General features: G+C 61.0%; 13 protein-coding genes. All 13 read left to right on the top strand.

Translation table 11 applies throughout. The features are described from left to right. Window positions 1-116 precede the first annotated feature (116 nt). The 13 genes from rho (at window position 117) to atpD (ending at window position 13,345) form a co-directional block, all read left to right on the top strand. Window positions 117-2,225, top strand: coding sequence for a transcription termination factor Rho (gene rho, locus INT29_RS02470; RefSeq protein WP_101572423.1), 2,109 nt, complete (start codon window positions 117-119; stop codon window positions 2,223-2,225). Between the two features lies 1 nt (window position 2,226). Then, a complete protein-coding gene (gene prfA / locus INT29_RS02465) occupies window positions 2,227-3,306 on the top strand; it encodes a peptide chain release factor 1 (protein WP_101572421.1) in 1,080 nt (359 codons plus the stop codon). Beyond that, window positions 3,215-4,228: a peptide chain release factor N(5)-glutamine methyltransferase gene (prmC, locus tag INT29_RS02460; protein WP_226841562.1), complete on the top strand. Its 1,014-nt coding sequence runs from the start codon at window positions 3,215-3,217 to the stop codon at window positions 4,226-4,228. The genes prfA and prmC overlap by 92 nt, the downstream gene beginning before the upstream one ends. A gap of 54 nt (window positions 4,229-4,282) precedes the next feature. Further along, window positions 4,283-4,933: an L-threonylcarbamoyladenylate synthase gene (locus INT29_RS02455; protein ID WP_101572419.1), complete on the top strand. Its 651-nt coding sequence runs from the start codon at window positions 4,283-4,285 to the stop codon at window positions 4,931-4,933. After that, complete coding sequence (locus INT29_RS02450; RefSeq protein ID WP_101572417.1) at window positions 4,934-6,043, top strand: MraY family glycosyltransferase; 1,110 nt, start codon at window positions 4,934-4,936, stop codon at window positions 6,041-6,043. It abuts the gene before it with no gap. Next, window positions 6,040-6,486 (top strand): hypothetical protein, encoded by a 447-nt coding sequence (locus INT29_RS02445; protein ID WP_101572415.1) that lies wholly within the window; start codon window positions 6,040-6,042, stop codon window positions 6,484-6,486. The genes INT29_RS02450 and INT29_RS02445 overlap by 4 nt, the downstream gene beginning before the upstream one ends. A 206-nt stretch (window positions 6,487-6,692) precedes the next feature. After that, the gene (atpB, locus tag INT29_RS02440; RefSeq protein WP_319020823.1) at window positions 6,693-7,505 is read left to right on the top strand and encodes a F0F1 ATP synthase subunit A; all 813 of its coding nucleotides are present in this window, start codon (window positions 6,693-6,695) and stop codon (window positions 7,503-7,505) included. A gap of 79 nt (window positions 7,506-7,584) precedes the next feature. Further along, window positions 7,585-7,809, top strand: coding sequence for a F0F1 ATP synthase subunit C (gene atpE, locus INT29_RS02435; RefSeq protein WP_101572413.1), 225 nt, complete (start codon window positions 7,585-7,587; stop codon window positions 7,807-7,809). Between the two features lie 19 nt (window positions 7,810-7,828). After that, window positions 7,829-8,380, top strand: coding sequence for a F0F1 ATP synthase subunit B (locus INT29_RS02430; RefSeq protein WP_193070643.1), 552 nt, complete (start codon window positions 7,829-7,831; stop codon window positions 8,378-8,380). Then, a complete protein-coding gene (locus tag INT29_RS02425) occupies window positions 8,380-9,186 on the top strand; it encodes a F0F1 ATP synthase subunit delta (protein ID WP_101572605.1) in 807 nt (268 codons plus the stop codon). The genes INT29_RS02430 and INT29_RS02425 overlap by 1 nt, the downstream gene beginning before the upstream one ends. 84 nt (window positions 9,187-9,270) lie before the next feature. After that, window positions 9,271-10,905: a F0F1 ATP synthase subunit alpha gene (gene atpA / locus INT29_RS02420; protein WP_193070642.1), complete on the top strand. Its 1,635-nt coding sequence runs from the start codon at window positions 9,271-9,273 to the stop codon at window positions 10,903-10,905. A gap of 31 nt (window positions 10,906-10,936) precedes the next feature. Then, window positions 10,937-11,869 (top strand): F0F1 ATP synthase subunit gamma, encoded by a 933-nt coding sequence (locus INT29_RS02415; RefSeq protein WP_101572407.1) that lies wholly within the window; start codon window positions 10,937-10,939, stop codon window positions 11,867-11,869. 27 nt (window positions 11,870-11,896) lie between these two features. After that, window positions 11,897-13,345 carry a F0F1 ATP synthase subunit beta gene (atpD, locus tag INT29_RS02410; protein ID WP_101572405.1) on the top strand — a complete coding sequence of 483 codons (1,449 nt, stop codon included), beginning with the start codon at window positions 11,897-11,899 and terminating at the stop codon, window positions 13,343-13,345. Window positions 13,346-13,347 lie beyond the last annotated feature (2 nt).

Below are 13,347 nucleotides of genomic sequence, written 5' to 3'. Positions count from 1 at the left end.
AACGTCTCCTGCTCATTCTTAGGCAGGTTATCTTTCACAATGCACCGTCAATGGTGTTTCCGTCGCCGTGAGTAAACGGCTCTTGCCGCACGGCCGAAAGAGGGAGAAGGACCTTCGTGTCTGAAACCACTACTCAAGATTCCACCACACGCACCGGCAGTCTGACCGCTTTGCGTCTGCCCCAGCTCCAGGAAATGGCAGCGGGACTCGGGATCAAAGGGTACCGTCGACTTCGCAAAGGCGAACTGATCGACGCCATCAACAACCACAATGGCGCCCAGGGCGGTTCGGGGCAGGCTCAAGCAGCCTCGAAGACCGTACCGGCAGCTTCCGCACCAGCCGCTTCCGCAGCTCCCGAGAAGGCAGCAAAGGAAGACAACCAGGGTGCCGACGATGTACCCGTCGAGGCCAAGCGTCGTCCCGCTCGTCGCAGTGCAGCTGCGACGTCCGATGACGCCGCTGTTTCGCAGGGCGCGCCCGCCGCATCGTCTACTGCTGAGTCCTCCATCGTCGCCGAGGCATCCGCTGCAGACGACAATTCGTCTGATTCCGCTGGTGAGCCCGACAAGCAGCGTTCGCGACGTAGTCGTTCACGTTCTCGTGGCGGCGACGCCCAGAACGACGACAACGGACACAACGCCGATGACTCGGCCGAGCGCTCGGATCGCAATGATCGTGGCAATGGCCGCAACCGTCAGACTGACGACAACGACCGTGGCAACGATCGTAGCAACGGGCGTAACAACGACCGCGGCAACGACTCCGGCAATGACCGCAACAACGATCGTGGAAACGGGCGCAATCGTCAGAACGACGACAACGACTCCGGCAACGACCGCAACAACGACCGTGGCAACGACCGCAACAATGACCGCGGCAATGGGCGCAACCGTCAGAGCGACGACAACGACCGGGGCAATGACCGTAACAACGATCGCAACAACGATCGTCGGGGTCGCAACAACAACGATGACGACGATCGCGGCAACCGTCGCGGACGCGGTCGTGACCGTGACCGCAAACGTCGCGGCGGACGTGGCAACGACGAGCCCGAGATTCGCAATGATGACGTGCTCATCCCCGTCGGCGGTATCCTCGACGTCCACGACAATTACGCGTTCTTGCGCACCTCCGGTTACCTGCCCGGCCCCAACGACGTCTACGTCTCGGCCTCGATGGTCCGCAAGAACCGACTGCGCAAGGGCGACGCTGTCGCCGGTGCCATTCGGCAGCCTCGTGAGAACGACCGCAACAGCAAGCGTGAGAAGTTCGACGCCCTGGTGCGATTGGACTCCGTCAACGGACTGACCGTTGAAGATGCACGCAACCGCGTCGAATTCTCAAAACTGACTCCGCTCTACCCGCAGGAGCGGATGCGCCTCGAAACCACCTCGAAGCAGCATTCGACACGGCTCATCGACCTTGTGACGCCCATCGGCAAGGGCCAGCGCGGCCTCATCGTGGCGCCCCCGAAGGCGGGCAAGACGATGATCATGCAGCAGGTGGCCAACGCCATCACCGAGAATAATCCGGAAGTTCACCTGATGGTCGTCCTCGTCGACGAGCGTCCCGAGGAAGTCACGGACATGCAGCGTGCGGTGCAGGGCGAAGTCATCGCCTCGACCTTCGACCGCCCCGCAGATGACCACACGACGATCGCAGAACTCGCCATCGAGCGCGCTAAGCGTCTCGTCGAAATGGGTTCAGACGTCGTCGTGCTTCTGGACAACATCACACGTCTCGGCCGTGCCTACAACATTGCGCAGCCAGCCTCGGGTCGTATCCTCTCCGGTGGTGTCGACGCGAACGCGCTCTACCCGCCGAAGCGTTTCTTCGGTGCCGCCCGCAACATCGAAAACGGCGGGTCGCTGACCATTCTGGCCACCGCCCTCGTCGAGACCGGATCCAAGATGGACGAGGTCATCTTCGAAGAGTTCAAGGGCACCGGCAACATGGAGCTGCGTCTGTCGCGCCAGCTGGCTGATAAGCGCATCTTCCCGGCTGTCGACGTCAACGCGTCGAGCACCCGTCGCGAAGAGATGCTGATGACCAATGAAGAGATGAAGGTCATGTGGCAGCTGCGTCGTGTGCTGTCCGGACTCGAACAGCAGCAAGCTGTCGAACTCCTTATGTCGAAGCTGAAGGAAACCGGCTCGAACGTCGAGTTCCTGATGCAGGTGCAGAAGACGACACCACTGCAAAAGTCTGCCACCGACAACCACTGAGATGGCAGACGATGACACCCTCAAAGCCAGCGTCAGCGCACTGCTCGACGAGCATGCACGTCTGCAGTCGGAACTCTCCGATCCTGCCGTGCACGCTGACGCTGGCCGAGCCAAGAAGCTGACCAGGCGCTACGCAGAACTCGACAAGGTGGCTGTGACCGCCCGTCGATTCGATCAGCTCGAAGACGACGCTGTCGCCGCGGAAGAACTCGCGGCCGACGACGCCGAATTCGCGGCCGAGGCCAAGCGCCTGCATGAAGAAGCCTCGGACGTCGAGGCCGAACTCAGAGACCTCTTGGTTCCCAGCGATCCCGACGATGCACGTGATGCGATCATCGAGATCAAAGCTGGTGAGGGTGGCGACGAGTCCGCGCTGTTCGCAGGCGACCTCCTGCGCATGTATCAGCGCTGGATCGACTCACGCGGATGGTCCTCGCAGATCTTGGATGCTACGCATTCTGATCTGGGCGGGTACAAGGACGTGACCTTGGCCGTGAAGGCTAAGGACGATGGCGCCTACGGGTGGGTGAAGTTCGAAGGTGGAGTCCACCGGGTCCAACGTGTGCCCGTGACCGAATCCCAAGGACGCATCCACACCTCGGCCGCCGGAGTGCTCATATTTCCCGAAGTTGACGAGCCGGAGGAAGTCGCCCTCGACGACAACGATCTGCGCATCGACGTCTACCGATCCTCGGGGCCGGGCGGCCAGTCGGTGAACACGACAGACTCCGCTGTGCGCATCACCCACGTGCCCACAGGCATCACTGCCAGCTGCCAGAACGAGAAGTCGCAGCTGCAGAACAAAGAAGCCGCACTGCGCATGCTCCGCGCCCGCATCCTGGCCAAGCAGGCTGAGGAAGCGGCTGCCGAAGCTGCAGACATCCGCCGGTCCCAGGTTCGCACCGTTGACCGTTCGGAACGCATCCGCACCTACAACTTCCCCGAAAACCGGATCACCGACCATCGGACAGGCTACAAGGCCTACAACCTTGACCAGGTTCTCGCCGGTGATCTCGATCCTGTGGTCGGATCCTGCCGGGAGGCTGACAAAGCAGCTCGACTCGACGCGCTGGGGGACTGACCTGAATCCGCGCCCGCCCGGTCTCGAAGAGGACGTGTCGACGGTGCTGCTCGGGGCGACGCGACTGCTGGCCGAGGCCCACGTGCCCAATCCCGACCTAGATTCCGCAGCCTTGCTCGCCCATGCGTGGGGAATCGAGGCATCGGACCTCGCACGCAGACGTCTCTTCGGCGAGTCCGTTCCTGCTGGAGTCACCGAAATATTCGTGGAACTCCTCGACCTGCGACGCCAGCGCGTCCCCCTTCAGCACATCACCGGTGTCGCAGCATTTCGCCACCTCGAACTGAAGGTAGGTCCTGGAGTCTTCGTGCCCCGCCCCGAGACAGAGCTTCTCGTCACCGAGGTTCTCGACGAGTTGGAGCGGCAGCGGAACGCCCATGAGCCCTTCGTCGTTGATCTGTGCTCGGGCTCGGGAGCGATCACGCTCTCCCTGGCCACCGAACATCCGAAGCTGTCCATCGTCGGCGTCGAGCGTGAAACTGAGGCCCTGAACTGGTCGCTGAAGAATCTGACGGCGGTCAACCTCGGCGATTCCACTGTTGAACTCATCTCTGGTGACGCAACGACATTCGCCGATGACCGTCCTGACCTGTGGGGCCTGGCCGATGTCGTCGTGACCAACCCTCCCTATGTGCCCGATGAGGCTGTACCCCGCGACCCGGAGGTTCGGGAGCACGATCCAGCTGCCGCTCTATACGGCGGTTTCACGGGTCTGGAGATCCCAGCGCTCATCATGAGACAGGCAGAGAAGCTGCTGCGTCCCGGCGGATTCTTCATCATGGAACACTCCGAAGAACAAGGCCCACACGCCTGCGAACTCATCATGAAGACGGCCAGTCTCAGGCAGGCCGCCACCTACCCGGACTACACTGGACGCGACCGCTACACGGTGGCTCATCGTGTGACAGAGGTCGACCTATGACCACGGACCTCCCAGTTCGGGACACTGCCCACCACGATTCGAAACGGAGAATTCGTGTCGAGACGATTCGACGTCACCCAAAGCGACATCCGTGACCTTGTCCTGGACGAATGCGCCAGGGTCAGCGAAACGGGCAATCTGCTCGTCATCCCCACGGACACCGTGTATGGGATCGCCGCAGACGCCTTCAGCGCTTCAGCGGTCTCCGCACTCCTGGCGGCAAAGGGCCGCGGACGCGATATGCCGCCGCCGGTCCTGGTCCCGCGCGCGGAAACCGTCTTCGGCCTCGTCGACGGCGTCGATGAGAGGATGCTGTCTCTGACCGCTCGTTTCTGGCCCGGCCCGCTGACGATCATCGCCAACGCCCAGCCGTCACTGGACTGGGACCTCGGCGACACCCACGGCACCGTGGCGGTGCGGATGCCCGACGACGAATACGCGCTCGCATTGCTGGCTCGGACCGGGCCACTGGCCGTGTCGAGTGCCAACATATCCGGGAAGCCGGCCGCCACCTCGGCGGACGAAGCGATGGAGATGCTCGGTGACGATGTCGACATCTACGTCGACGGGGGAGTGCGGGCATCGGGAGTCTCCTCGACCATCGTCGACCTGACCGCCGATGTGCCCCGCGTTGTGCGCGAGGGCCCCGTGACCATCGATGAACTCCACGAAATCGTCCCCGACGTCATCGACCTGGACGGCTGAGTGCGCGCCTACCTCTTCATCCTCATCATCTCGGCCCTCGTGGCCTATCTGCTGACCCCGATGGTCAAGCGGGTGGCAGAACGAGGCCAGATATTCTCGCCCCTCCGTGAACGAGATGTGCATTCCGTTCCGACGCCGAGGTTGGGTGGAGTCGCGATGTTCGGCGCGGTGATCGTGGGCCTCGTATTTGCCTCACAGACACCGTTCCTGCAGCGGATCTTCGTCGACATGGCCCCGATCATCGGCATCGCCGGCGCCGCCACAGTGCTGTGTGTGCTGGGCATCATCGATGACATCTGGGATCTCCATTGGATCACGAAACTTGCCGGACAGGCACTGGCCGCCGGTTTCATGGCCATCAATGGCGTGGCTCTGCTGTCGATTCCCTTCGGGGGAGTCATCATCGGTTCTCCGCGGATGTCGATCATCATCACCATCCTGGTGGTGCTGGTTACGATCAACGCTGTGAACTTCGTCGACGGACTTGACGGATTGGCTGCGGGGGTCGTTGCCATCGGCGGCAGCGCCTTCTTCATCTACTCCTACGGCCTGGCCCGCGACGCCTCTCCCGACTCCTATGCGAACCTCGCGTCGCTGATCACCGCAATCCTCGTCGGTGCCTGCGTCGGTTTCCTGCCGCATAACTTCAACCCGGCACGGATCTTCATGGGCGATTCGGGATCAATGCTCATCGGTCTGCTGCTGGCAGCATCCACCATCCGCGTCACCGGTCAGGTCGACCCGGCTCTGCTCGGAGAAGAACGCGTATTCGCGACCTTCCTGCCCATCATCCTGCCTGTCGCCGTGATGTTCCTGCCGCTGCTCGACCTGGGCCTGGCGGTGGTCCGCCGTCTCATGGCGGGCCAATCACCCTTCTCCGCGGATGCGAAGCACCTCCATCACAGAATGCTCAGCCTGGGCCATTCTCATGCTCGAGCCGTGCTCATCCTCTACACATGGACCGCACTCATCGCATTCGGATCCGTCATGCTCCTGCTGATGCCCTGGATCTACGTGGTCTGTATTGTCGGCGGGCTGTTCGCCATCACCCTTATCTTCACGTTCTACCCCCTGCGGGTCCGCCAGAAAGCCAGAGAGGAAATCTCATGACCGATGAGTCACCGCGTCAGGAAACCTACGTTGAGGCAGCGTGGACGAGAGTCTGGAGGACCATGCTGGTCCGTGGAATCATTCTCGTCGTGGCTGTCGCCGTGCTCGGAATGGGTATCGGCTACCTAGTTTCGGGTGCCCAGGGACTCAACGGCGGCGCTGTCGGTGGGGGTCTGGCCGCGGTGTTCATCATCATCACGCTGGTCATCATGTATGCCGGACGAAACATGGGACTGACTGCGATCGCCGGATTCTTAGGCATGGGCTTCCTCTTCAAGGCGTTCATCTTCATGATCGTCATCTGGAGGCTCAAAGACGCCACCTGGCTAGACGGAACTGTGGCGTTCTTCACAATTGTGGTTGCTGTGCTCGGTTCCTCGCTCGTGGAGGCGCTGACGGTGGTCAAAGGTCGTGTGCCCTACGTAGATCCTGAAGCGAAATAGGCGAACTTTGCGCTTGCGCCAGCCCCTGCCAGGAGATGTACAGTCAAAGGTGATGAATTTGTCGGCAGCTCTCTACAATTGGTAGAGTTGTTGCGGTGCTGGAGCCATTTGTTGCTCCATGTCGCTCCTGAACCTACAGCCACGCAACTCGTGCGTGGCAAAGGCCAGGCCATCAAGGCTTTTGACCATGGGAGAGTTAAGGAAACGTGGGAACACTCAACGCTGCGAACACAATGATCCAAGCCGCTGAAAGTGGTTATCACGGTCCGTCAATGGAGGAGTTCTTCCCCGCTGCGTTCCTCTTCGAAGGCACGCCCTTTGAGATGAACCGCGTGATGCTCATCCGCGTCATCGCCACCGTGGCAGTCGTTGTTCTGCTTGCTGTGTGGGCCAAGCGCATGAAGCTCGTTCCCGGTCGTTTCCAGTCAGCTATGGAGCTGGCGATGGAATTCGTCACAGTCGGCATCGCCGAGGACACCTTCGGCAAAGAACGTGCAAAGAAGTTCATGCCGCTGATCGTTGCGATCTTCTTCGGCATCCTGTTCTGGAACGTCACGAAGCTCATTCCCTTCCTCAACATGCCCGGCACCGGCGTCATCGGTCTGCCGATCGTCCTCACGCTGACGGTATATGTCACCTACCACTGGGCCGGTATCGCTGAGAAGGGACTCGGCGGCTACCTCAAAGATTCGCTCATCCTGCCCGGTGTGCCTTGGCCGATGCACATTCTGCTCATCCCGATCGAGTTCATCACGAAGTTCATCACCCAGCCGTTCACGCTGGCGATCCGACTCTTCGCCAATATGATGGTCGGCCACCTCCTCCTTGTGCTCTGCTTCTCCGCGACGACCTTCTTCCTGGTCGACGCCGCGAACGGCTTCCAGTTCTTCTCGATCGTCACCTTCGCCGGCGGATTCTTCGTGTTCATCCTCGAGATGCTGATCGTCGTCCTCCAGGCCTACATCTTCGCTCTGTTGTCCTGCGTCTACATCAACGCGGCCATTTCAGAAGACCACTGATTTAACACCCAGAACCGTAACTCACGAGTTGCACGGTCGGGCCAACCACCCGGCTTCATTATGAAAGGAAAAGCATCCTATGGATATGCTCGCCGCAGTTGAAGGTAGCGTTTCGACGATCGGATACGGCCTCGCCGCTATCGGCCCTGGCATCGGTGTCGGAATTGTTATCGGCAAGACCATCGAGGGAACCGCACGTCAGCCTGAGATGGCCGGCGCACTGCGCGGAAACATGTTCCTCGGCATTGCGCTGATCGAGGCACTGGCCCTGATCGGCATCGCCACCCCGTTCTTCCTGCCCTGATCACGAAGAGGACTAATCGATGACTCCGGAACTAATTCTTGCCTCGGCGAAGAACCCGCTTCTCCCCGCCTGGTATGACATCATCTGGAGTGCCATCTGTCTGCTGATCGTCTTCCTGGTTGTCTGGAAGTACGTCCTCCCGGCCTTCAATAAGACCCTCGATGAGCGCGCAGAGCGCATTCAAGGTGGAATTGAAAAGGCTGAGAAGGTGCAGGCCGAAGCCGATCAGGCTCTGGCCGAGTATCAGAAGCAGCTCGCCGACGGCCGTGCAGAAGCTGCACGACTGCGCGCCGAGGCTCAGGAAGAAGGCGCCCAGATCATCGCCAATATGAAGACCCAGGCTCATGCAGAGTCCGAGCGCATCGTTGCTCAGGCTCAGACGCAGATCGAAGCCGAGCGTCAGACCGCCATGGTGCAGCTGCGCTCGGAAGTCGGAACGCTCGCCACCGACCTGGCATCACGCATCGTCGGCGAATCACTCACCGATGACCAGCGTTCTGCCAATGTGGTCGATCGCTTCATCTCCGATCTTGAGCCGCAGTCTTCAGCACAGCCTGTCAAGGGGGCGTGATGCTCCAGTCGAGCAGATTGTCCCTGCAGGCCGTACTTGAAACCGCCAATGCCGAGATCTCCCGCGGCGACGCGCGTGAAATCGGTGCGGGTGAGCTGGCCATCGTTGCTGTTCTCGCTGAGAATGTGACGCTGCGTAAGGCCTTGGCTGACTCGTCCGAGTCGGCTGAGAAGAAGCAGCAGCTGCTGCGGACTCTGTTCTCGACTCGGACCACCGAGACGGTCCTGCGTCTGAGTGAACTGGCAGTGAGCCAGCGCTGGGCCAGGACTCAGGACTTGGTGACCAGCCTTGAGGTTGCCGGAGTGACAGCCATCGCTGCTGCCGCTCAGGTATCCGGTCAACTCGGTCAGGTGGAAGAGGAAGTCTTCCGCTTCGCCCGTCTGTGCGAAAGCGAACATGAACTGGCGCGCGCCTTGGAATCCGATGCCTCTGCGTCGACCAAGCGTGCGCTCATCGCAGACTTGCTGGCAGGTAAGGCACAGGCCGACACCATCACGCTGATCGAGCAGGCCGTTCTGTTCCCGCGCGGACTCCGCGTGGCGAAGGCCCTGGATCAGTACAGCGATATCCTCGCGGCACGACAGCAGCGCTCAGTCGCCGAAGTCACCGTTGCCAAACCGTTGAGCGAAGCTCAGACCCAGAAGCTGACGGCCGCTCTGTCCGCCAGCTATGGACGCGACCTTGTACTCAACGTCCAGGTCGACCCCGCAGTCGTCGGGGGAGTCCGTGTTCAGGTCGGCGATGAGATGATGAGCTCAACAGTGGCTGATCGTCTGGCCGAAGTTCAGCGTAAGCTCGCAAGTTAAATTGAGGTGCCGGCCAGTCCGGCAGCACAGGCGGCCCATCGGTCGTCGGACGCAAGTTTTGAGTAAAGGAAGCAGGGAAACCAGATGGCGGAACTGACAATTCGCCCGGAAGAGATCCGGGACGCTCTCGGGAAGTTCGTTGACTCGTACAACCCCGAGAGCTCGGTAAAGTCCGAGGTCGGCAAGGTTGTCACCGCAGGTGACGGAATCGCCCACGTCTCGGGCCTGCCCGGCACAATGGCCAACGAACTCCTTCGGTTCGAAGATGGCACACTGGGCTTGGCACAGAACCTCGACGAGCGCGAGATCGGCGTCGTCATCCTCGGCGAGTTCGCCGGAATCGCCGCGGAGCAGAACGTCTACCGCACCGGTGAGGTTCTCTCCATTCCAGTCGGTGACGGATACCTCGGTCGCGTGGTCGATCCTCTGGGTCACCCGGTCGACGGACTCGGCGATGTCGAGACCGTCGGTCGTCGTGAGCTTGAGCTCCAGGCCGCAGGTGTGATGGATCGCCAGGAGGTTCGCGAACCTCTGCAGACCGGCTACAAGAGCATCGATGCCATGATCCCTGTCGGTCGTGGCCAGCGTCAGCTCGTCATCGGTGACCGCAAGACGGGTAAGACAGCTCTGGCCATCGACACGATCATCAACCAGAAGGCCAACTGGGAGACCGGCGATCCGAAGAAGCAGGTTCGCTGCATCTACGTTGCCATCGGCCAGAAGGGCTCCACCATCGCCGGTGTCCGTCGTTCGCTCGAAGAAGCGGGCGCACTAGAATACACCACGATCGTGTCCTCGCCTGCTTCTGACTCCGCAGGTTTCAAGTACCTCGCTCCCTACTCCGGTTCGGCCATCGGCCAGCACTGGATGTACGAGGGCAAGCACGTCCTCATCGTGTTCGACGATCTGTCGAAGCAGGCTGAGGCCTACCGTGCGGTATCTCTGCTGCTGCGTCGTCCGCCGGGCCGTGAGGCATTCCCAGGTGACGTCTTCTACTTGCACTCGCGTCTGCTCGAGCGTTGCGCGAAGCTCTCCGATGAGTTCGGCGGCGGTTCAATGACCGGCTTGCCGATCATTGAGACCAAGGCCAACGACGTTGGCGCCTTCATTCCGACCAACGTGATCTCGATCACCGACGGTCAGATCTTCTTGCAATCGGACCTCTTCAACGCCGGTCAGCGTCCAGCTGTCGACGTCGGTGTGTCCGTCTCCCGCGTCGGCGGTGCCGCTCAGACGAAGGCGCTCAAGAGCGTCTCCGGTACTCTGAAGATCTCCTTGGCTCAGTATCGTTCCCTCGAAGCGTTCGCGATGTTCGCCTCGGACCTCGACGAGACGACCAAGCGCGACCTGGCTCGCGGTGCTCGTCTGACCGAGCTGCTCAAGCAGTCTCAGTTCTCGCCGATGTCGTTTGAGAAGCAGACCGTGTCGATCTTCGCCGGTACCCACGGCTACCTCGACGAGATTCCGATCTCCGATGTGCTGAAGTTCGAATCGGAGCTTCACGATCACCTCGAGCGCAAGACCGGCATCTTCACGACCATTCGTGAGACGCTCAAGCTCGATGATGACACTTCGGCTGAGCTGGAGAACGTGTTGGCCGAGTTCACCAAGAACTTCGTCACCTCCGATTCCAGCGGATCCCAGGCCGGCAGCGAAGAAACCGCCACTGCGTCTTCGGACGAGGTCGAGCAGGAAAAGATCGTTCGGCAGAAGCGTTGAACCTGATCCGTAACAGCGAAAGGAAGAACTGATGGGAGCCCAGCAGAGGGTCTTCAAACAGAAGATCCGCTCTACGTCGTCCTTGAGGAAGATCTTCAAGGCCATGGAGCTCATCGCTGCTTCACGGATTCAGAAGGCCATTGCCCGTTCGCAGGCTGCCAGCCCCTACGCCAATGCATTGACCCGCGCGGTCTCTGCGGTGGCCAGCGAGTCCAACGTCGACCACGTGTTGACATCCGAGCCTGAGAACGTCAGCCGTGCTGCTGTTCTCGTCGTGGGCCCGGATCGCGGATTCGCAGGAGCCTACTCCGCGAACCTGCTGCGCGAAGCCGAGGAACTCATTCGGCTTCTGCACAGCGAAGGCAAAGACGTTTCGCTCTTCACCGTCGGCGGGAAGGCTGAGAACTACTACACCTTCCGCGACCGAGCGATTGTTCAGGCCTGGACTGGAATCTCCGAGACTCCGACGGCTGAGAAAGCCCGGGAGATCGGTGAGGCCCTGTTGCAGAGCTTCAATACCGAATCCGCTGAGAACGGTGTGGATGAGATCTACATCGTCTTCACGAAGTTCGTCTCGAGCGTCAAGCACGATCCGGAATACCGGCGTCTGCTTCCGCTTGAGGTCGTTGACGCGGACGAAGTCGCCACCGGCGGCGAGTCCGCACCCGCGAACGATGCGGCTGCGTTCCCACTCTATGAGTTCGAACCCAGCGCCGAGGCCGTCTTGGACTCGCTGTTGCCGCGATACATCGACTCTCGAGTCCTGGCAGCGTTGCTGAGTGCATCGGCATCCGAGCAGGCCTCGCGTCAGGCTGCGATGAAGACGGCGACCGATAACGCGGACGACCTCATCAAGACCTACACCCGGTTGGCCAACACGGCTCGCCAGGCGGAAATCACCCAGGAACTCACCGAGATCGTCGGTGGGGCCGATGCCCTTGCGGCATCATCAGCCGGCGACTGACCGGCGAGAGCAGAGAAGAAAGAGACCATGACTGCCACAGCTACGGATACCTCCCCGGCGCAGGGCACAGCCCTCGGCCGGATTTCCCGAGTCATTGGCCCGGTTGTCGACATCGAGTTTCCGCTCGACTCCGTGCCAGCGATCTACAACTCCCTGTCCACCTCGGTGGAACTCTCAGAGGGCACGCGCAAGCTGACCTTCGAGACCGCACTGCACCTGGGCAACGGCATCGTCCGTGCCGTGTCATTGCAGCCCACCGACGGTCTGGTCCGCGGACAGGAAGTCACCGACTCCGGTGCACCCATCACGGTGCCAGTCGGGGACATCACCAAGAACCACGTGTGGAACACCACCGGTGACTGCCTCAACCTCGAAGAGGGCGAGCAGCTCGAGATCAGCGAGCGCTGGCCAATCCACCGCACCGCACCTGCCTTCGACGAACTCGAGTCGAAGACTGAGATGCTCGAAGTCGGCATCAAGAGCATCGACCTGCTCACCCCGTACGTGCAGGGTGGAAAGATCGGCCTCTTCGGTGGCGCAGGTGTGGGCAAGACAGTCCTGATTCAGGAGATGATCTACCGCATCGCGCACAACCACAGCGGCACATCCGTGTTCGCCGGTGTGGGAGAGCGCACCCGTGAGGGCAACGACCTCATCATGGAAATGGACGAGGCAGGAGTGTTCAAGGACACTGCCCTAGTCTTCGGCCAGATGGATGAGCCACCAGGCACCCGTCTGCGTGTCGCACTATCGGCACTGACCATGGCGGAATACTTCCGCGATGTGCAGAACCAGGACGTGCTGCTGTTCATCGACAACATCTTCCGTTTCACCCAGGCCGGTTCCGAGGTGTCGACCCTGCTGGGCCGCATGCCATCGGCCGTGGGCTACCAGCCCAACCTGGCTGACGAGATGGGCCTCCTGCAGGAACGAATCACCTCGACGCGTGGTCACTCGATCACCTCGATGCAGGCGATCTACGTTCCTGCTGATGACTACACGGACCCGGCTCCGGCAACCACGTTCGCCCACTTGGACGCAACGACCGAGCTCAGCCGTGACATCGCCTCACGCGGTCTGTACCCGGCTATTGACCCTCTGACCTCGACGTCGCGCATTCTCGATCCGCTGGTCGTCGGCGAAGAGCACTATCGTGTCGCCAACGAAGTCAAGGCCATTCTGCAGAAGAACAAGGAGCTCCAGGACATCATCGCCATCCTCGGTGTTGATGAACTCGGTGAAGAGGACAAGCTCGTCGTCCACCGTGCTCGTCGCATCGAGCAGTTCCTGTCGCAGAACACCTACACCGCTGAGAAGTTCACTCAGGTTCCCGGTTCGACCGTTCCGCTGGCCGACACCATCGAAGGGTTCTCGAAGCTCTGCTCCGGAGAAGTCGACCACATTCCGGAACAGGCATTCTTCAACGTGGGTGGGCTTGACGATGTCATGCGCAACTACGAAGAGATGCAGAAGTAAGC

Origin of the sequence: Brevibacterium sp. FME37, assembly GCF_014897485.1 — a bacterium.
Taxonomy (GTDB): Bacteria; Actinomycetota; Actinomycetes; order Actinomycetales; family Brevibacteriaceae; genus Brevibacterium.
This window is presented reverse-complemented; position numbering and strand designations above follow the sequence as displayed.